Source organism: Streptomyces sp. MAI_2237 (assembly GCF_054189285.1).
In genome coordinates, this window is sequence record NZ_JAJPGQ010000005.1 from 651138 (window position 1) to 671170 (window position 20033).

17 protein-coding genes are annotated in these 20033 nt (G+C 73.4%); 9 read left to right on the top strand and 8 right to left on the bottom strand.

The features are described from left to right. Position 1: 1 nt before the first annotated feature. Both LN251_RS31330 and LN251_RS31335 read right to left on the bottom strand, forming a co-directional pair. A complete protein-coding gene (locus LN251_RS31330; protein WP_458247524.1) occupies positions 2–763 on the bottom strand; it encodes a L,D-transpeptidase family protein in 762 nt (253 codons plus the stop codon). 41 nt (positions 764–804) lie between these two features. Continuing rightward, positions 805–2169, bottom strand: coding sequence for a M1 family metallopeptidase (locus tag LN251_RS31335; protein ID WP_458248202.1), 1365 nt, complete (start codon positions 2167–2169; stop codon positions 805–807). A gap of 192 nt (positions 2170–2361) precedes the next feature. Between LN251_RS31335 and LN251_RS31340 the strand changes: the two genes are divergently transcribed. Next, positions 2362–2721: a DUF488 domain-containing protein gene (locus tag LN251_RS31340; protein WP_458247525.1), complete on the top strand. Its 360-nt coding sequence runs from the start codon at positions 2362–2364 to the stop codon at positions 2719–2721. On the opposite strand, the gene LN251_RS31345 is transcribed toward LN251_RS31340, so the two are convergent. From LN251_RS31345 to LN251_RS31365, 5 genes are all read right to left on the bottom strand, one after another. Continuing rightward, complete coding sequence (locus tag LN251_RS31345) at positions 2676–4532, bottom strand: GMC family oxidoreductase N-terminal domain-containing protein (protein WP_458247526.1); 1857 nt, start codon at positions 4530–4532, stop codon at positions 2676–2678. The genes LN251_RS31340 and LN251_RS31345 overlap by 46 nt on opposite strands. Beyond that, the gene (locus tag LN251_RS31350; RefSeq protein ID WP_458247527.1) at positions 4529–5911 is read right to left on the bottom strand and encodes a hypothetical protein; all 1383 of its coding nucleotides are present in this window, start codon (positions 5909–5911) and stop codon (positions 4529–4531) included. The genes LN251_RS31345 and LN251_RS31350 overlap by 4 nt, the downstream gene beginning before the upstream one ends. Further along, the gene (locus LN251_RS31355; protein ID WP_458247528.1) at positions 5908–6594 is read right to left on the bottom strand and encodes a FadR/GntR family transcriptional regulator; all 687 of its coding nucleotides are present in this window, start codon (positions 6592–6594) and stop codon (positions 5908–5910) included. The genes LN251_RS31350 and LN251_RS31355 overlap by 4 nt, the downstream gene beginning before the upstream one ends. Before the next feature lie 148 nt (positions 6595–6742). After that, entirely contained in the window at positions 6743–8413 is a 1671-nt protein-coding gene (locus LN251_RS31360) for an FAD-binding dehydrogenase (protein WP_458247529.1), read from the bottom strand. Between the two features lie 17 nt (positions 8414–8430). Continuing rightward, entirely contained in the window at positions 8431–9066 is a 636-nt protein-coding gene (locus LN251_RS31365) for a TetR/AcrR family transcriptional regulator (protein ID WP_458247530.1), read from the bottom strand. Between the two features lie 109 nt (positions 9067–9175). Here LN251_RS31365 and LN251_RS31370 point away from each other — a divergent pair, with 109 nt between their 5' ends. The 3 genes from LN251_RS31370 (at position 9176) to LN251_RS31380 (ending at position 12057) form a co-directional block, all read left to right on the top strand. Beyond that, positions 9176–9802 carry an alpha-ketoglutarate-dependent dioxygenase AlkB gene (locus tag LN251_RS31370; RefSeq protein ID WP_458247531.1) on the top strand — a complete coding sequence of 209 codons (627 nt, stop codon included), beginning with the start codon at positions 9176–9178 and terminating at the stop codon, positions 9800–9802. 232 nt (positions 9803–10034) lie between these two features. Then, positions 10035–10781, top strand: coding sequence for an MBL fold metallo-hydrolase (locus LN251_RS31375; protein ID WP_458247532.1), 747 nt, complete (start codon positions 10035–10037; stop codon positions 10779–10781). Between the two features lie 40 nt (positions 10782–10821). Continuing rightward, positions 10822–12057, top strand: a complete 1236-nt coding sequence (locus LN251_RS31380; RefSeq protein ID WP_458247533.1) for a DUF4032 domain-containing protein — start codon at positions 10822–10824, stop codon at positions 12055–12057. 2 nt (positions 12058–12059) lie between these two features. Here LN251_RS31380 and LN251_RS31385 read toward each other — a convergent pair whose 3' ends face one another. Then, positions 12060–12932 (bottom strand): universal stress protein, encoded by an 873-nt coding sequence (locus LN251_RS31385; RefSeq protein WP_458247534.1) that lies wholly within the window; start codon positions 12930–12932, stop codon positions 12060–12062. Positions 12933–12993: 61 nt separating this feature from the next. Between LN251_RS31385 and LN251_RS31390 the strand changes: the two genes are divergently transcribed. The 5 genes from LN251_RS31390 to LN251_RS31410 all read left to right on the top strand — a co-directional run bounded on the left by LN251_RS31390 (position 12994) and on the right by LN251_RS31410 (position 20024). Beyond that, positions 12994–13350, top strand: coding sequence for a VOC family protein (locus tag LN251_RS31390; RefSeq protein ID WP_458247535.1), 357 nt, complete (start codon positions 12994–12996; stop codon positions 13348–13350). A gap of 136 nt (positions 13351–13486) precedes the next feature. Then, positions 13487–15163, top strand: coding sequence for an NAD(P)/FAD-dependent oxidoreductase (locus tag LN251_RS31395; protein ID WP_058927311.1), 1677 nt, complete (start codon positions 13487–13489; stop codon positions 15161–15163). Then, a complete protein-coding gene (locus LN251_RS31400) occupies positions 15160–16617 on the top strand; it encodes an ATP-binding protein (RefSeq protein ID WP_458247536.1) in 1458 nt (485 codons plus the stop codon). Before LN251_RS31395 ends, LN251_RS31400 begins: the two co-directional genes overlap by 4 nt. Further along, the gene (locus tag LN251_RS31405) at positions 16614–16967 is read left to right on the top strand and encodes a UBP-type zinc finger domain-containing protein (RefSeq protein ID WP_362989952.1); all 354 of its coding nucleotides are present in this window, start codon (positions 16614–16616) and stop codon (positions 16965–16967) included. Before LN251_RS31400 ends, LN251_RS31405 begins: the two co-directional genes overlap by 4 nt. Before the next feature lie 102 nt (positions 16968–17069). Then, entirely contained in the window at positions 17070–20024 is a 2955-nt protein-coding gene (locus LN251_RS31410; protein WP_458247537.1) for a helix-turn-helix transcriptional regulator, read from the top strand. The last annotated feature ends 9 nt before the right edge of the window (positions 20025–20033 follow it).

Sequence of the window (20033 nt, forward strand, 5' to 3'; positions counted from 1 at the left end):
CTCAGCGGGCGAGGGCGTCCGCGTCGCCCATGACGACGACGGGGTGGCGGCCGGGGTCGAGGGCGCGCAGCAGCTCCTTCATGTGCCGCTCGGCGATGCTGACGCAGCCGTGGGTGGGGCCGCCGTGGTCCACGTGGATCCAGACGCCGCCGCCTCGCTTCGCCCCGAGCGGACGGGTCCAGTCGAGGGGCGAAGTGCCGGGCTGGCGGTTGTAGTTGATGGCGACGACATAGTCGAAGGAGCCCGCGAGGGACTCCCCCTCGAAGCCGGTGCCGGGTGAGGTGAAGCCCCAGGAGTGGTGGTACGGCAGCCGGGTGCCCGGGTCGGCGCGCAGGCCGCCCGCGTCGGTGAGGCCGTAGACGCCGATGGGTGAGCGCAGGTCGCCGGCCATGTGGTGGTCGCTCCAGCCGCGCAGGGCGTTGTGCGCGGGCCATGTCGCCTCGGCCCGCCAGCCGGTGGCGGTGCGGCCGTACAGGACGACCGTGGAGAGCGGGGAGTTCCTCCCTCTGCCGGTGACGACGACGGCCTGCCGGGTCGAGGCGGGTATCGCGGCCAGCGTCTTGGGTCCCAGTCCGGGCAGGCCGCTCGGGGCGGACTCGGCGGTCGTCGCCGAGGAGGGCTCGGGGACCGGTACGGCCGGGGAGGTCGTCCCGGGCGCGGCCGCGCCGGATGGGTGGCCCGGCGAGGCCACGGCCCCGCCGCCGCATCCCGTCAGCAGAAGGGACGCGGCGAGCAGGACGCCATGGTGTCTGCGCGTGATCATGAACGCATCCTGACGCAGACATGTAAGGAACTGGTCAGGAACTACGCCCTGTTCGGCTTGCCCGGCGCATAGAGCCAGGTCTGGAACAGGCTGTTCAGGTCCTTGCCGGACTCCTGTCGGGCCAGGTTCACGAACTGCTCCGTCGTGCCGTGCCCGCCCCGGTGCCGGGCGGCCCAGTGGCGCAGGATGCGGAAGAACACCGGATCGCCCACGGCCCGGCGCAGTTCGTGCAGGGCCATGGCGCCGCGGGCGTAGACGGGGGTGCCGAAGATGTTCTTGCCGCTGCCGGGGGCGCCGGGCGGGAAGGCCCACAGGCCGTCGCTCGCGGGGCGCGCGTAGAGGGTGTCGAAGATCTTCTGGGCGGTGGGGGCTCCGTGCTGCTCGCTGTAGAGCCACTCGGCGTACGTGGCGAAGCCCTCGTTGAGCCAGATGTCCTTCCAGGAGGTCAGGGAGACGGAGTCGCCGAACCACTGGTGGGCGTTCTCGTGGACGAGGGTGCCCAGGTCGGGTGCCTGGTCGTACAGGGGCCGTGACTGGGTCTCCAGGGCGTAGCCGACGTGCGCCCTGTCGACGATCGAGCCCGCGTCGCGGAACGGGTAGGGCCCGAAGACCTTGCTCTCCCACTCGAGGACGGACGGGAGTTGCTTCAGCACGGGTGCGGCGGCGGCCGCCTCGCGCGGATCGACCGCGTTGTACACGTGGAGGCCGTCGCGGGTGGTGTACTGCTCGACCTTGAACGTGCCGACCGTCGCGGTGGCCAGGTAGGCGGCCATGGGTTCGGTCTGGCGCCAGTGGAAGGTGGTGCGCCCGTGCGCGGTGCGCCGGCTCAGCAGCCGGCCGTTGGAGACGGCGGTGCGGCCCTTGGGAACGGTGATCGTGATGTCGTAAGCCGACTTGTCCTTGGGGTGGTTGTTCGCCGGGAACCAGGTCATCGCGCCCTGCGGCTCCCCGGCGACGAAGGCGCCGTCGTCGGTGGCGATCCAGCCGTCGGCCGAACCGTCGGGGTCGGTCACCTTCTTGGGGACGCCGCTGTAGGTGACCTTCACCCGGAACTCCTGGCCCGGACGGAGGGTTCGGCGTGGGGTGACGACGAGTTCCTGGCCGTCGCGACGGAAGCGGGCGGCGGCGCGGCCGACCGTCAGGCCGGTGACCTTCAGTCCCTTGAAGTCGAGGTCGAAGCGCGACAGGCGCTGGGTGGCGCGGGCGGTGAGGACCGCGGTGCCGACCAGGTGGCGGCTTGCGGTGTCGTAACGGAGCGTCAGGTCGTAGTGCTCGACGTGGTAGCCGCCGTTGCCGGCCAGCGGGAAGTACGGGTCGCCGACGCCGGAGGTGCCGGCGGTGTCGGCGACCGCCGTTCCGGCTCCGGCGAGCAGGGCCGCGACGGCGACGGGGACCGTCAAGGCCATGGTGGTACGTCTGGCGGCCTGTCGGCGGGATGGGCTCACATGCGCTCCTTGGGGGGTGGCGAGTGACAGAACCGCCCCAGGCTAGGGTGCCGGGCCACCCGCTTTCCTCCTCCTTTCGGCCAAGTCACCCAGGGTCACCCGACGCTCCCCGACTACGCTCGACGTCACCCGCCGCCGGAGAAAGAGGCCGAAGTGAGCGTTCGCCTGCGCCGCGTCTACGAACCGCCCGAGCCCGACGACGGCGTGCGTGTCCTGGTCGACCGGTTGTGGCCGCGTGGCCTGTCCAAGGACGCGGCGCACGTCGACGAGTGGCCCAAGGCCCTGACCCCGTCGACCGAACTGCGCCGCTGGTACCACGCGGGAGAGGGCTCCTACGAGGAGTTCAGCAGCCGGTACGAGGCGGAGCTGGAGGCTCCTGAGGCGGCCGAACTCCTCGACCGTGTGCGGGAGTTGTCGGAGCAGGGGCCCGTGACGCTGCTGACGTCCGCCAAGGACCCCGAGCACAGTCACGCCGCCGTGCTGGTCCGTGTGCTCAGCTCCCGTTCCAGGTAGTTCTCCGTGACGGCCAGCGCGGCCGCCATGATGCTCAGCTGCGGGTTCACCTCCGGGCAGCCCGGCAGCACGGAGGCGTCCACCACGAGGACGCCGTGCACGCCCCTCAGCCGCCCTTCGGGGTCGGCGGGGGCCCGTTGCGGATCGCCGCCCGCGGCGACCGTGCCGGTCGGGTGGAAGGCCGACAGGTGCAGATCGCGCGGGGTGAGGGTGGCGAGCACGGAGTCCAGTTCGGTGGGCGTGCGGACACGGGGCACCCGCGGGATTCCGGTGAGGACCTCCTGGGCTCCGGCCGCGAAGAGGATCCGGCCCATGGCGCCCACGGCCTCGATCAGCCGGGCGCCGTCCCGGGGGTCGAGGCGGTAGCGGACGAGCGTCCGGTCGCGGCCGTGCACCCGGCCCGACGGCCGGTCGGCGATCATGGCGCCGAGGACCGCGAGCCGGTCGGCGGCCTCCAGTTCGCGGCGCAGGGGGCGGCCCAGGCCTGGCAGCACGAAGCTGCTCATGCCGGGCGGGCTCGCGGTCGCCTCGATCAGGATGCCTCGCGAGTGCAGCTCCTCCACGCCCACGCTCTGCAGGACGCCCGACCAGGAAGTGACCGGTTCGGCGAAGCGGCCCGCGACACTGGTGGCGGGGTGCACGCTGAGGTTGCGGCCCAGGCGGGGGTGGCGGCCCAGGCCCGAGCGGCGCAGCAGCGCCGGGGTCTGCAGGGCGCCGGCGGCCGTGACGACCAGGGGGCTGAGGATCTCCAGTTCGCTGCCGTCGGCCCGGCGCGCCAGGACACCCGCCGCCCGTGGCCCACCCGGGCCGTCGCGGTCGAGGAGGACCCGCAGCACGCGCGCGCCGGTGACGATGCGGGCTCCCGCGGCGCACGCGTCGGGGAGTACGGAGAGCTGGACGCTCTGTTTCGCCCCGGTGGGACACCCCACCACGCACTGGCAGGAGCCCTTGCAGCCGGGGGCGTTGCGGCGCAGCGGTGCGGCCCGCCAGCCGAGCCGTTCGGCTCCCGCGAGTGCCAGCAGACCGTTGGCGCCGAGGACGTCGAGGGGCTGGGTGGCCACACGCAGCGTGCGTTCGACCTCGTCGAGCCGGGCCGGCAGGCCGTCGGCGAGGTGGAAGCCGTAGCGGCCGCTCCAGCGGTCGACGACGTGGTCCGGAGTGCGGTAGCAGGTACCGGAGTTGACGACGGTGGTGCCGCCGACGGCCCGTCCGACGGGCAGCAGGAGGGGCGGGTCGCCCAGGGCGGCGGTCGCGCCGCCGTCGCGGTACAGGTCGGTGAAGCGCTCCAGGGGTGCGCGGGTTCTGAAGGACGCCGTGGTGTGGTGCTCGCCCTCCTCCAGGACGACGACGTCGAGTCCGGCGCGCGCGAGGGCGCGGGCGGCGACCGCTCCACCCGCGCCCGATCCCACCACGACGGCATCGGCCCGGGCGCGGGTCGGCCACTCCCCGGCCGGGACGCAGTCCAGGGGCGGGTCGGCGGGGGCGGCGGACGGCCGGGGAGCCGGGGTGCGTTCGGTGGCCGCGGCGAGCAGGACGGGGACCTTCAGGAGGTCGAGGACCGGCAGGAGCCGGGGGCGGGCGGCGAGCGAGTCGAGGACCGCCTGCCGCTCGTCCGGTGTCAGGGCGTTCAGCCGGCGCCCGCTGTGCAGCACGGCGTAGGCGTCCACAGCACCGGCTCCCGTGCGCACCGCGCCGCGCACGGGAGCGGGCAGTGCGGACAGGAACGCCTCCAGCCTCCCGGGCACACGGGCCGGCCACTCCTCCTCGCCGGTGTCGCCGAGCAGCGCGGCGACCAGCCCGGGCGCCGTCACCGGTCCCCCACTTCGGCGTGCGCGGTCCCGGACAGTGTCCACGAGGCCTCGGTGCGCCAGCGGCCCCACAAGCGTTCCAGCAGGATCGTCGCGTCGGCGCTCTCGCTGTTGCGGCACACCGCCGGGGCTCCGTCCGGGTCACGGTAGTCGAGCGCGAGAGTGCGCTCGGCGGGCTGGGTGACGTCGACGCGGATGCGGCGCAGCAGCGTGCGGCCGCTCACCGTCCAGCGGGGCAGACCGATGTCGGCGCGGAAGCGTCCGACTCCGAGCAGGCCCACCGCGGAGCGCTCCGCCCGGCGCGGCCAGGTGCGGCCCCGGTGTCGCAGGCGCAGGAAGACCAGCGGGGGCAGCCGCCGCAGCAGGGGCCTGGTCGACACGGCGGCGACCACTTCCAGCACACCGCCGTCGCCCAGGTCCGCGTGCAGCCAGGCCCAACGGCGGGCGTTGCCGTGGCCGTTGATGCGGGCGGAGGCTCCGGGGGCGCCGTGCAGGGTGAGCGTGCGGTCCGGGGTGGCGAACGTTCCGTCGTAGGTGGCCCGGGCGGCCGGGAGCATGTGGGTGGCGGGGAGCAGGGGGCGCCGCCAGGACCAGCGGGGGAAGGTGAACAGAGGCTCCGCCGCGGGCTGTTCGGTGAGGTTCCAGCTGAGGTCTCCGGCGCTGCCGCTGAGCCGGCCGGGGCCCGCCGTGACGTCGCCGGCCGTGAATCCGTGCGTGGGGCCGCTCCAGGGGACGGGGCCGAAGCGGGCGTGGGTGACCTTGCCCTCCGGCGGGAAGACGGCCGCCCAGCCGTGGGCCGTCGGCGCGGATCCGTCGGTGGGCGCGACCAGTTCGTGGTGCAGCCAGAGACCGGTGCCGGTGGCCGGGTCGGTCAGCGTCGTGTACCAGACCTCGGTGCGGCCCGGGCTGCCGTCCCAGCGGGGGGCGAGGAACCGGTCGCCGTCCTCGTGCCGGGGAAAGCGGAAGCTGAGCAGGAAGGGCGCGAGGCCCGTCGCGAGGGGGAAGCGGAGCGTGCCCTGTCCGACCGGTGCGCCGTCCTCGTACAGCGAGAAGGGCAGGACCGTCATCGACCGCACCGGGTGCCGCGCGGTCACCGACTTCCAGCCGTCCAGGGTGAGGCGGCGGCCCTGCGCGGTGAACGACAGCCGGTAGGCGATGCGGCGTCCGGCGATCGGGGAGATCTCCAACTCGCCGCTGGCGTCCGGGTCGTCGGCCAGTCCGGCGACGCGGACGCGGCCGTCGACCCGGGCCCGGACCGTGCGGTGCGGGCGCAGGACCTCCTCGGCCCGGGCGCGCAGGTCGAGGCGGATACGGCGGACGAGGCCGCCGGGGTCGAGCCGGACCGTGCCGAGCATGGTCTCCGTGAACCGGGTGCCCCTCACGCCAGTCCCTCCAGCATGATCCGCTCGGTGTCCCGCAGATAGGTGTCGGCGGCGGCGTGCGCCCGGCGGCCGTCGCCGGACACCACCGCGTCCACCACCGGGACGAGCCGCCGGTGGGCGGCCTCGGCGTCGGTGAAGGGCCCGCGCAGCGCTGCCCGGACGGGGAGATACGCCTTGAAGAGGGTGTTGGTCAGCAGCGCGTACACGCGGTTGCCGGTCGCCCGGGCGAGGGCACGGTGCACCTCGATGTCGGCCAGCTGCACGGCGCCGGCGTCGCCCGCCTCCCGTACGGCTTCCAACAGCCGCCCCAGTTCGGCGTGTTGGGAGCGGGTCGCCCGCGTCGCGGCCCGCTCGGCGATCAGGGCGCCGATCGAGCGCCGAACCTCGAAGATCTCGTGGAGCCACTTCGGGTCGTGCCGGACGAGCATCGGCAGCAGGTCCGCGCCGCCCTGCCGGGCGTAGTCGAGGACCTTGGTGCCGACGCCGTGCCGGGTCTCCAGGAGCCCGGCCTGGACGAGCCGTCCGAAGGCGTGCTTGAGGGTGGTGCGGGTGACGCCGTAGCCGTCGGCCAACCGGCGTTCCGGTGGCAGATAGCTGCCCGCGGGATGCCGGCCGGCGAGGATGTCCTCGCGCAGCCGCTCCTCGAGCACGTCCACGATCGTCTCGCGGGGCAAGGCCTCCACGGCTGTCTCCTCACGGTGCAGTGGCTCAGTGGCTGAGCCACTCAACCAAGAGGAGCGAGCGCGGGTCAATCCCCTTGCCGCCAAGCCTTGTTCACACGGGAGTGGGCGGCCGGCCACCAGCGCCGACCGCCCACGACGTCTTCGCCGGTCAGGCCGACTGCGCGGCCGCCGCCCGGCCGGCCGCCCGGCCGGAGAAGAGGCAGCCGCCGAGGAAGGTGCCCTCCAGGGCGTTGTAGCCGTGCACCCCGCCGCCGCCGAAGCCGGCGACCTCACCGGCCGCGTACAGGCCGTCGATGGGGGTGCCGTCGGTGCCGATCGCGCGGGAGTCGAGGTCGGTCTGGATGCCGCCGAGGGTCTTGCGGGTCAGGATGTGCAGCTTGACGCCGATCAGGGGCCCGGCGGCGGGGTCGAGGATGCGGTGCGGGGTGGCGACGCGGCCGAGGCGGTCGCCGATGTAGCGGCGGGCGTTGCGGATGCCCTGGATCTGGGCGTCCTTGCTGTAGGAGTTGGCCAGTTGCAGGTCGCGGGCCTCGATCTGGCGGCGCAGCTCGGCCGCGTCGAGGAGCGGCTTGTCCGTCAGGTCGTTCATCTTCGCCACCAGCTGCTCCAGGTTCGGGGCGGTCACGAAGTCGGCGCCCTTGCGCAGGAAGGCGTCGACCGGGCCCGGGACGCCCTTGCCGAGGCGGTTCCTCAGGACGGCCGCCCGGTCCTTGGCGGTGATGTCGGGGTTCTGCTCGGAGCCGGAGAGCGCGAACTCCTTCTCGATGATCTTCTGGGTGAGCACGAACCAGGAGTGGTCGTGGCCGGCGAGGTCCTCGGTGGTGCGCAGGTGCTTGAGGGTGCTGAGGGTGTCGTAGCCCGGCAGGCACGGGTCGGGCAGGCGGCGGCCGAGCGCGTCGAACCACATCGAGGACGGCCCGGGCAGGATGCGGATGCCGTGACCGGGCCAGATCGGGTCCCAGTTGCGCAGGCCCTCGGTGTAGTGCCACATGCGGTCGCGGTTGACCAGGCGGACGCCCGCCTCGGCGCTGATGTCGAGCATGCGGCCGTCGACGTAGGCGGGCACGCCGGTGACCATCTCGGTGGGCGGGGTGCCCAGGCGCTCGGGCCAGTAGCGGCGCACGATGTCGTGGTTGGCGCCGATGCCGCCGGTGGTGACGACGACGGCCTGGGCGGTGAGTTCGAAGTCGCCGATCCGGTCGCGGTTGGAGGCGACGCCGCGGGCGGAGCGGTCCTCGGCGAGCACCGTGCCGCGCACTCCGCGGGCGGCGCCGTCCTCGACGACGAGCTCGTCGACCTGGTGGCGGTGATGGAAGGTGAGCAGCCCGTCGCGGGCGGCCTGCCGGGCGGAGTCCACGAAGGGCTCGACCACACCGGTGCCGGTGCCCCAGCTGACGTGGAAGCGGGGCACGGAGTTGCCGTGCCCGTCGGCGCGCAGGTCGCCGCGCTCGGCCCAGCCGACCGTCGGCAGCAGCTTGATGCCGTGCCCGTCCAGCCAGGACCGCTTCTCCCCCGCCGCCCACTCGACGTAGGCGCGCGCCCAGCGCACCGCCCAGGAGTCCTCGTCGGCCACCCGGTCGAACCGTGCGCTGCCCTGCCAGTCGCTCCAGGCGAGGTCGAAGGAGTCCTTGATGCCCAGCCGGCGCTGCTCCGGGGAGTCGACGAGGAAGAGGCCGCCGAAGGACCAGAACGCCTGGCCGCCGAGGTTGGCGGCGTTCTCCTGGTCGACCAGGGCGACGCGGCGCCCCTTGCTGGTGAGTTCGTGCGCGGCGACCAGGCCCGCGAGGCCCGCTCCGACGACGATGACGTCCGCATCCATGGCGACCGTTCCCTTTCTCAGTGGGCTCGTGGGGAGCTGCCGCTGCCGTCGGTCAGCAGGGCGGTGAGCAGTTGCTTGAGCCAGACACGGGCGTGGTCGACGTCCTTGTCCAGCAGGAGCTGGGTGGTGACTCCGTCGTAGGCGGCGACCACGGCGTGCGCCGCGCCGTCGATGTCGCCGAGCACGGCGGGGGGCGGGGTGAAGCCCCGGGCGCGGGCGAGCCGGTCCGCGATGGCGCCGCGCAGCCTCGCCCGGTGCTCCAGCAGGGTCTCGGCCACCTTCGGCTCGCGGGCCGCGTGCACCAGGAAGTCGGTCTTCACCAGGAGCCAGTCGAGGTCGAGGAGCAGCACCTCGGTGACGCGGTCCACGGCGGCGGGCACGTCCAGGTCGGGGCCGTCCAGGGCGAGGGCGCCGGAGACCTGCTCGGCGATCAGGTCGGCGCGCTGCCGGTAGAGGGCGAAGAACAGTTCGTCCAGGCTGTCGAAGTTGGAGTAGAAGGCGCCCCGGCTGTAGCCGGCGGCCTCGCAGACCTCCTCGATCGAGACCCGCCCGAAGCCCTTGGCCGCGAACACCTGGAACGCGGCGTCGAGCAGGTTCGCGCGAGTGCGCACCCGGCGCTTGGTCACGCGCCGCGCGGTCTCCTCGGTCTCCAATGGCCCGCCTCCGTTCGATACGGGAATGTATCCGATACACAGATGTATCGAAAGACGTGCGCACACATCCGAGGGGAACATATTTTCGAATCTGGAGTACGCTGGATCCATGACCAGGCACCTCCAGGGCTCGCTCTTCGACCAGACCGACCAGCTGCGTCTCGGTCCCCTCGACGAGGTGCGCCGGACGTGGCTCGGATCCGGCGCCTGGATCGACGTGCTGCCCGCGTGGCTGAGTGGTTCGGACGAGCTGTTCGAACGGCTGGCCGCCGAGGTGCCCTGGCGGGCCGAGCGGCGCCAGATGTACGACCAGGTCGTGGACGTTCCCCGGCTGCTGGCGTTCTACGGCGCGGACGACCCGCTGCCGCACCCGGTGCTGGACGAGGCCCGCGCGGCCCTGAGCGCGCACTACGGCGAGGAGCTCGGCGAGCCGTTCACCACGGCCGGCCTGTGCTACTACCGCGACGGGCGGGACAGCGTGGCCTGGCACGGCGATCGGATCGGCCGGGGCGCGCGGCAGGACACCATGGTGGCCATCCTCTCCGTGGGCGCCCCGCGTGACCTGCTGCTGCGGCCGGTGCGCGGGGGCGAGACCGTGCGGCGGCCGCTGGGGCACGGCGACCTGATCGTGATGGGCGGCTCCTGCCAGCGGACGTGGGAGCACTGCGTCCCCAAGAGCACACGGGCCGCGGGGCCGCGGATCAGCGTCCAGTTCCGCCCGCACGGCGTGCGCTGAGGCGGAGAGGCGGCCGCTTCGGGCGCACGCGGGGGCGGCCTCCGGCGGACGGTGCCGGAGGCCGCCCTTCCTCCGCAGCGAGCCGTACCGAAGGTTGGCGCGGACCCGACGCCCTCCGCAGGTTGGCGCGGACCCGACGCCTCCGCAGGTTGGCGCGGACCCGACGCCTCCTCTCCCGCCCCGGTCTGCTTTGCTGATCCCGTCGGACAGCAGCGGAGGACGTGGGGCGGTCATGCGGGCAGACGTACGGCAAGTCGCCGACGGCATTCATCTGGTGCACGGCAGCAACACCAACTGGGTCATCCTCACCGAGGGCGACGAACTCATCCTGGTCGACACCGGCTACCTCGGCGACCGGCAGCAGGTCCTCGCCTCCCTCACGGCGGTGGGCGGCTCGCCGGAGGCGGTCGCGGCGGTGCTCGTCACCCACGCCCACAACGACCACCTGGGCTCGGCCGAGTACCTGCGCTGCACCTACGGCACGCCCGTCTACCTGCACCCGGCCGAAGTACCGCACGCCCGCCGGGAGTTCCTGCAACAGGTGACCGTCGGCCAGGTGGCCCGCAACAGCTGGCGGCCCGGTGTGCTGCCCTGGGCGCTGCACGCCCTGCGCTCCGGCGGCATGACCGACGTCCCGGTCGCCGCCCCCGAGGCGTTCCCGGCGCCGGGCGCCCTGGACCTGCCCGGCCGGCCGGTCCCGGTGCACACACCCGGCCACACCGACGGACACGTGGTCTTCCACCTGCCGCACGCCGGCGTGGTGATCGCCGGTGACGCGATCGCCACCGCCCATCCCACCTCGCGTCTGAGCGGACCCCATCTGCTGCCCGACATGTTCCAGCACGAACGCGCCCGGGCCGTCGCCTCCCTCGACGTCATCGCCGGGCTGGAGGGCGATCTGCTGTTGCCCGGTCACGGTCCGGAGCACCGCGGTCCGATCCGTGAAGCGGCACTTCAGGCCAAGGAGCGTGCGCTCTAAGGTGAGGTGACGATCACGGCGAGGCGAGGACAGGCGACCCATGGCACTGCAGATCAGCGCGACGAACCCGGAGCACCCCGCGCTCCTGCTGGAACTGCCGTGGCATCTGCCCCTGGAGGAGTGGCCGGAAAGGTACCTCGTGCCGCTGCCGCGCGGCATCTCCCGGCACGTGGTGCGCTACGCCCAGGCCGGGGACGAGGTGATCGCCGTCAAGGAACTCGCCGAACGGCCCGCTCTGCGCGAGTACGAACTGCTGCGCGACCTGGACCGGCTCGGCATCCCCTCGGTCGACCCGCTCGCCGTGGTCACCGGCCGCACCAACACCGAAGGCGACCCGCTGGAGCCGGTGCTGATCACCCGTCACCTGCGCGGCTCCCAGCCGTACCGCTCGATGTTCGAGACGACCATGCGCCCGGCCACCATGCACCGCCTCATGGACGCCCTCGCCGTGCTGCTGGTCCGTCTGCACCTGGCGGGCTTCGCCTGGGGCGACTGCTCCCTGTCCAACACCCTCTTCCGCCGGGACGCCGGCGCCTACGCCGCCTACCTCGTCGACGCCGAGACCGGCGACCTGCACCCCCAGCTGAGCACCGGGCAGCGCGAGTACGACCTCGACCTCGCCCGGGTCAACATCAGCGGCGAGCTGCTGGACCTGGAGGCGTCCGGCGCGCTGCACCCCTCGGTGGACCCGATCGAGTTCGGCATGGAGATCTGCGCCCGCTACCGCGGGCTGTGGGAGGAGCTGACCCGCACCTCCGTGTATCCGGCGGGCAAGTACCACTACATCGAGCGCCGGATCCGCCGGCTGAACGAGCTCGGCTTCGACGTGGCCGAGATGCAGATCGAGCACTCCTCGAACGGCGACACGGTCACGTTCGTGCCCAAGGTCGTCGACGCCGGCCACCACCAGCGTCAGCTGCTGCGCCTGACCGGCCTGGACGCCGAGGAGAACCAGGCCCGGCGGCTGCTGAACGACCTGGAGAGCTGGATGGCCACCCAGGACGACTACGCCCCGGGCGACCCTCTCGCCGCCCGCCCCGAGGTGCTGGCCCACCGCTGGGTGCGAGACGTCTTCCGGCCCACCGTGCGCGCCGTGCCGCTCGAACTGCGCGGTTCCATGGACGCGGCGGAGATCTACCACGAGCTGCTGGAGCACCGCTGGTACCTGTCCGAGCGGGCGCAGCAGGACATCGGGCTGGACACGGCGGTCGAGGACTACATCACGAACATCCTGCCCAAGGCCCGCGAGACGCTGCAGCCCACGACCGCCGAGTGAGGTCAGGCGTGCGGGACGACGGCCACCGGGCACTCCGCGTGGTGCAGCACCCCGTGCGCCACCGAGCCGATCCGGGCGCCCACGGCCGTACGGTGCGCCCGGCGCCCGACGACCATCAGCTGGGCGCGCGCCGCCACCGACAGCAGCACCTGCCCGGCGCTGCCCATCTCCACGTGTTCCACCACGGCCACGTCCGGGTAGCGCTCCCGCCACGGCTGCAGAGCCGCCGACAGGGCCTTCTTCTCGAACGGCTCCAGTCCGCCGGCCTGGTCCAGGATCTGCATCGAACCGGGGCTGTAGGCGAACACCGGCGGCAGCGTCCAGGCCCGCACCGCGCGCACCGAGGCCCCGCGGGCGTGCGCCGTCTCGAAGGCGAACCGCAGCGTGTCGGCGCTGTCCTCGGGGTCCCCCTGCTGGCCGACGACGATCTCCCGCCCCGCCGCCTCGGCCGAGGGCTGGTCCCCGGCGCGCACCAGCACCACCGGCCGTCTCGTTTCGGCGATCACCTGCTGTCCCACGGAGCCGAGGAGGAAGCCGACGACCGGCCCGTGCCCGCGTGAGCCGAGGACCAGCATCTCGGCCTCCGACCCGGCGCCGACCAGCGTGTCGACGGTGTCCCCCTCCAGCACGTCGGTGATCACCTCCAGGCCGGAGTGCCGGGCCTCGACGGCCCGGGCCGCGTCGGCCACCGCGCCCTTCACCCATCCGGCCTGCGTCTCCCGGTCGCCGGCGTCGATCGCCTCGTACGGCTGGAACCGCCAGGCCTGCACCACCCGCAGGGCGAGGTTCCGGCGGACGGCCTCCCGGGCCGCCCACTCCAGCGCGGCGAGGCTCTCCTCGGTTCCGTCGACCCCGGCGGTGATCGGACGCGTCATGCGGTTGCCTCCCAGTGTCGTGCTCACGTCGGTCGGAGCCAGTCTTCACTACACTGTGCCCGTGATCTTGGAATGGGAACAGGTGATCGTGGACGCCGCCGATCCCGTGGCCCTCGGCCGCTGGTGGGCCGAGGCGCTGGGCTGGGTCGTGGTCGACGAGTCGCCGGACGAGTACGAGATCCGGCCCGCGATGGACCGGCTGCCGGGGCTGCTGTTCGGGCGCTCCACCGACCCGAAGACCGTCAAGAACCGCCTCCACCTCGACTTCCGTCCCGAGGACCAGGAGGCCGAGGTGGCCCGGCTGCTGGCGCTGGGCGCGCGGCACGCCGACGTCGGGCAGACGGGCGACGAGCCGTGGGTGGTGCTCGCCGACCCCGAGGGCAACGAGTTCTGCGTGCTGGGGCCGAGGCGCGGCTGATCGTCCCGCCGTCCGCCACATGGCGGAGCGAAGCGGGACGATCGAACATACGATGGGCGGAAGCCGACGCGGCGACCGCTTCCTTCGGACGGCGTCCGCCGTACCGTCGGTCCGATCCGCTCGGGGTGGGAGAGGTATGGCACAGGCGTCCGACGCCGCACGGACCGTGATCATGACCGTGGACGACGACCCGGGAGTCTCCCGAGCCGTCGCCCGTGATCTGCGGCGCCGTTACGGCGAGTCGTACCGCATCGTGCGCGCCGAGTCCGGCGAGTCCGCGCTCGAGGCGCTGCGCGAGCTGAAGCTGCGCGGTGACCTGGTGGCCGTCATCCTGGCCGACTACCGGATGCCGCAGATGAACGGCATCGAGTTCCTGGAACAGGCCCTCGACGTCTATCCGGGCGCCCGCCGCGTCCTGCTGACCGCCTACGCGGACACGAACGCGGCGATCGACGCGATCAACGTCGTCGACCTGGACCACTACCTGCTCAAGCCGTGGGACCCGCCGGAGGAGAAGCTCTACCCGGTGCTGGACGACCTGCTGGAGGCCTGGCGGTGCAGTGACTTCCGGCCGGTGCCCAGCACCAAGGTGGTGGGACACCGCTGGTCGGCGCGCTCGTCGGACGTCCGGGAGTTCCTGGCCCGCAACCAGGTCCCCTACCGCTGGTACTCCGCCGACGAGCCGGAGGGCAGGCGGCTGCTGGCGGCCGCCGGAGTGGACGGGCAGCGGCTGCCGCTGGTCATCACGCCCGACGGCACACCGCTGGTGGAGCCGGAGGCCCCCGAACTCGCGGCCCAGGTGGGGCTCGCGACGACGCCGGCCGCCGACTTCTACGACCTCGTCGTCATCGGCGGCGGCCCCGCCGGGCTCGGTGCCGCGGTGTACGGCGCCTCCGAGGGACTGCGGACCGTTCTCGTGGAGCGGTCGGCCACCGGCGGACAGGCCGGGCAGAGCTCCCGGATCGAGAACTATCTCGGCTTCCCCGACGGCGTGTCGGGAGCGCAGCTCACCGATCGGGCGCGACGCCAGGCCTCGAAGTTCGGCGCCGAGATCCTCACCGCGCGCGAGGTCAGCGGACTGGAGGTCAACGGGGCCGCCCGCACGGTGCGGTTCTCCGACGGCTCCGCGGTCGCCGCGCACAGCGTGATCCTCGCGACCGGCGTCTCCTACCGGCAACTGACGGCGCCGGGCTGCGACGACCTCACCGGATGCGGGGTGTTCTACGGCTCGGCACTGACCGAGGCCGACTCCTGCCAGGGACAGGACGTGTACATCGTCGGCGGCGCCAACTCGGCCGGACAGGCGGCGATGCACCTGTCCAAGCGCGCCAAGTCGGTGACACTGCTGGTGCGCGGACCGGACCTGGCGGCCTCGATGTCGCACTACCTCATCCAGCAGATCAACGAGGCGCCGAACATCTCGGTGCGCGCCCGCACGGTCGTCGAGACCGCGCACGGCACCGACCACCTCGAACAGCTCACCCTGCGCGACGTCGACACCGGCGAGACCGAACTCGTCGACGCGCAGTGGATGTTCGTGTTCATCGGCGCGGCCCCGCTGACCGGCTGGCTGGACGGCACGGTCCTGCGCGACGAGCACGGCTTCATCCTGGCCGGACCCGACCTCACCCCGGACGGCCGGCCACCGGCCGACTGGGAACTGGACCGGCCGCCGTACCACCTGGAGACCAACGTCCCGGGCGTGTTCGTGGCGGGCGACGCGCGCGCCGAGTCCGCGAAGCGCGTCGCGTCCGCCGTCGGAGAGGGAGCCATGGCCGTGATGCTCGTCCACCGGTACCTGGAGCAGTCGTGAGCGGGCGGGCACTGCCCTGCAGCCCGCAGGAGATCGGATCGCTGTTCCTGTTCGAGAAGCTGTCCCCCGAGCAGCTGGGGCAGCTGTGCAGCGCGGGCCGGGTGGAGGGGTTCGAACCGGGGCCCGTCTACACCGAGGGCGATGCCGCCACCTGCTTCTACGTGATGATCGAGGGCACCGTCGTGCTGTCGCGGCGGGTCGGCGGCGACGACGTGGAGGTCACCCGCACCTCCCAGCGCGGCGCCTACGCGGGCGCGATGCAGGCCTACCTCGGCGACCGGGTGCGGCAGGTCTACGCCAACTCCATGCGGGTGACGGAGCCCTCGCGTTTCTTCGTGCTGCCCGCGGAGAAGTTCGCGCTCTTCATGGCGGAGAACTTCCCGATGGCCGTCCATCTGCTGGAGGGCCTGTTCTGGGGTTCGAAGAACACCCAGCGCGCCGTCGGCCAGCGCGAACGGCTGCTGGCGCTCGGCTCGTTGTCGGCCGGTCTCACGCACGAGCTCAACAACCCCGCGGCCGCGGCGGTACGGGCCACGGCGACCCTGCGCGAGCGGGTCGGCAAGATGCGGCACAAGCTCGCCGTGATCTCCCAGAGCGCCTACACGCCTGAGGACATGGCGAACCTGATCGACATCCAGGAGCGCACCGCCGAACGCGTCGCCAAGGCGCCGGTGCTCAGCCCGCTGGAGGCCTCGGACCGGGAGGACGCCCTCGCCGACTGGCTCGACGACCACGGCATCCAGGAAGGCTGGCGGCTCGCGCCCACCTTCGTGCAGGCCGGACTGGACGTGGACTGGCTGGAGCAGGTCGCGGCGGCCGTCGACGAGGAGATCCTGCCGAACGCGATCGGCTGGCTCAACTACACCGTCGAGACCGAGCTGTTGATGGACGAGATCAACGACTCCACGGCCCGCATCTCGCACCTCGTCGACGCCGCCAAGCAGTACTCGCAGCTGGACCGGGCGCCCTACCAGGTCGCCGACGTCCACGAACTCCTCGACAGCACCCTGCTGATGCTCTCGGGGAAGATCGGCGAACGGATCAAGGTCGTCAAGGACTACGACCGGACCCTGCCGAAGATCCCGGCCTACCCGGCGGAGCTCAACCAGGTGTGGACCAACCTGATCGACAACGCGGTCTCCGCCATCAACGACACCGGCGGGGACGGCACGTTGACCGTGCGGACGGCCCTGGACAAAGACCAGCTGCTGGTGGAGTTCAAGGACACCGGACCGGGTGTGCCGCGGGAGATCCGCGACCGCATCTTCGACCCGTTCTTCACCACCAAGCCGGTGGGCGAGGGCACCGGGCTCGGGCTGGACATCTCCTGGCGGATCGTCGTGAACAAACACCACGGCACGCTCCAGGTGGTGTCCGAACCCGGCGACACCCGCTTCCAGGTCCTGCTTCCGTTGACGGCCGCGGCCGACGAGACACCCGAGGAGAGCGCATGAGCAGCGGCGACGGTATCGACCCCGGCGTCCCGCCGAGCGGCACCGGCTGCGTGGAGTGCGAGGAGGCGGGCGGCTGGTGGTTCCATCTGCGGCGCTGCGCGCAGTGCGGGCACATCGGCTGCTGCGACGACTCCCCCGCCAAGCACGCCACCGCGCACTACAAGGCCACCGGACACCCGGTGATCCGCAGTTTCGAGCCGGGCGAGGAGTGGTTCTGGGACTTCGAGAGCTCCCAGCTCTACGAGTCGGGACCCGAACTGGCGCCCCCGGCGAACCATCCGGTGGAGCAGCCGGCGCCCGGGCCCGCGGGGCGGGTACCGGAGGACTGGGCGCGGACCTTGAGGGGATGAACCCTCGGCGGAACCCCGGGGCGGCGAGCGGAGGGTGCCCGCGGCTCGTCGCCCTCCCCATATCGCACGCCCGCTGTCAGTGGCGGGTGCCAGGATGGGCGTGTGACTGAAACCGGCTTCGCCACTCCGCTGATCGGGCGCGACGAGGATCTCGCCCGGCTCGACGACGTCCTCGCGCGGGCCCGGCGGGGCGAGGCGGGAGCCGTGCTCGTGGCCGGGGACGCCGGAGTGGGCAAGACCCGGCTGCTGGACGAGGTCGCCCGGCGGGCCGCGGGCGCCGGCACGACCGTGCTGACCGGGCACTGCGTCGACCTCGGTGACGTGGGCCTGCCCTATCTGCCGTTCACCGAGGTCCTCGGGATGCTCGCCGCCGACGAGCGGTTCGCGCCGGTGCTCGCGGCGCATCCCGTGGTGGACCGGCTGCTCGGATCGGGGCCGGAGGCGGTGCGCGACGCGGGCGGCCGGCTGCGGCTGTTCGAGGGCATGGCCCAGCTGCTGGCCGACCTCGCCGACCGCGCACCGGTGCTGCTGGTCCTGGAGGACCTGCACTGGGCGGACCAGTCCTCCCGCGACCTGCTGCGCTTCCTGCTCAGCCGGGGTGTCCTGCAGCGCCCCGCGGGCGGCGCCCCCGCCCACCGGCTCGCCGTCCTCGCCTCCTACCGCTCCGACGACCTGCACCGCCGTCATCCGCTGCGGCCCCTCCTGGCCGAACTGGTACGGCTCCCGGCCGTGGAGCGGCTCGAAGTGCGGCCCCTGGCGGACGCCGAGGTCACCCGCCTGGTGCGGGCGCTGCGGCCCCGGCCGCTGCCGGAGGCCACGGTCCGCCGCATCGTCGAGCGCGCCGAGGGCAACGCCTTCTACGCCGAGGAACTGGTCGCCGCCACCGGCTCGGAGGCCGGCGGAGTGCCGAGCGGCCTGGCCGACGTGCTGCTCATCCGCGTCGAGCAACTGTCCGACACCGCCCAGCAGGTGCTGCGCACGGCCGCCGTCGCCGGCCGCCGCGTCGAACACGACCTGCTGCGGGACGCCGCCGGGCTGCCCGAGGACGAGCTGGAGTCGGCACTGCGCGAGGCCGCCGGGCACCAGCTCCTCGTCCCCGGCGACCGGGACACCTACGCCTTCCGGCACGCACTGGCACGCGAGGCCGTCTACGCGGATCTGCTGCCCGGCGAGCGGGCCCGGCTGCACGGCGCCTTCGCCCGGCTGCTCGCGGGCCGCGGCCGCTCGGGCGAGACCGCGGCCGAGCGAGCCCACCACTACCGCGAGAGCCACGACCTGGCCGAGGCGCTCGCCGCCTCGCTGGAGGCCGCCGACCACGCCCAGCGGGTGGGCGCCCCCGCCGAGGAGCTACGGCACCTCGAGACCGCGCTCGACCTGTGGGCGTCGGTGGACCCGGCGGCCCGCCCCTCCGGCGAGGGCGTCGACCGGGTGACGCTCACCCTGCGGGCCTCGGCGGCGGCCGCGCACGCCGGTGAGACGCACCGGGCCGTCTCCCTCACCCGGGCCGCCCTCGCGGGGATCGGCGCTGACGCGGACGCCGAACTCGCCGCCCGGGTCCGCTACACCCTGGCCGGCAACCTCATGAGCGTCGACAGTCTCACGGCCGCCTTCGCCTACAGCAGCGAAGCGCTGTCGTTGATCCCCGCCGAACCGCCGAGCCGCACCTGGGTGTGGGCCGCCGCCACGCACGTCATCGCCGCCCGCCACATCGGCGAGAACGAGGCCGCGCTCCGGGTGGCGCGGCATGCGCTGGGCGTCGCCGAGCAGTTGCGGGTCAAGGACGCGCAGGCCGACCTCCTCGTCTCCCTGGCCGTCCTGGGCCCCGGCGGCCGCGGCGGGGCGGCGGGGCGCGCGCAGCTGGCGGAGGCCCGGGAACTGGCCCGCGTCGCGGGCAACGCGCCCGTGGAGATGCGGGCCCTGTTCAACCTCGCCATCGGCAGCTTCGAGGCGGGCGACCTGGAGGAGTGCCTGCGCTGGGTCACCGAGGGCCTGGAGCGCGCCCGCCGGGCCGGACTGCTGTCCTCGCCGTACCCGCTGGAGATGCGGTACCTGCATCTGGTGGTGCTGTACACGCTGGGCCACTGGGACGAGTGCCTGCGGGCCGCGGCCGCCGACGCGGCGGTGCTCCCCGCAGCGGGCGGTTACGCGATGGCCCCGGCCCTGTACGTGGCGCTGGCGCGCGGTGATCTGGAGGCCGCCGAGCGGGCCCGGTCCCTGCTGGAGGGGCCCTTCGACTGGATGGCCACGCTGGTCGCCGGCATCGTGCTGACCGAGGCGGCGGTGCTGCGAGGCGATCCGCGGGAGGCGGTGGAGCGGGTGCGGGCCACGGTCGGGGCGCTGACCGACGAGACGGGCACCCGCCCCGACGTGACCGTCCGGCTGGCGGCGCTGGCGCTGTCGGCGGTGGCCGACGCCGCGGTGGAGCTGCGGTCGGCGGGCGGCGAGCCCGCCCCATGGCGGGAGAGCGCCGACGAGATGCTCACGCTGGCCCGCGAGGTGGCCCGGCGCGACGCGGACGCCCCGCCGCAGGGCCCCGAGGGCCGGGCGTGGCTGGCCCGCGCCGAGGCGGAGTGGACGCGGGCGGTGTCCGGGCTCGACGCGGCGGCGTGGGAGAAGGCGGTGGCCGCGTTCGACTACGGGGACGTGTACGAACGGCTGCGCTGCCAAGTGCGCTACGCGGAGGCCCTGTTGGCGGCCGACCAGCGGCAGCAGGCGGCCGCCGAGGCGACCGCGGCGCGCGCGGTGGCGGAGCGGCTCGGGGCGGCGCCCCTGCTGGAGCGTCTGGACGGGCTGATACGCCGCGGCCGGCTCGCCGCCGGCCCGGCGGACGGGGAGCGCAGTTCGCCGCTCACGGCCCGCGAGCAGGACGTGCTGCGGCTGCTGGCCCGGGGCCGCAGCAACCGGCAGATCGGCGAGGAGCTGTTCATCACCGGCAAGACGGCGAGCGTGCACGTCTCCAACATCCTGGCCAAGCTGGGCGCGGCGAGCCGTACGGAGGCGGTGGCGATCGCCTACCGGCAGGGGCTCGTCACGCCCGAGCACCAGGCATCAGGCTGAGCCGGCGTC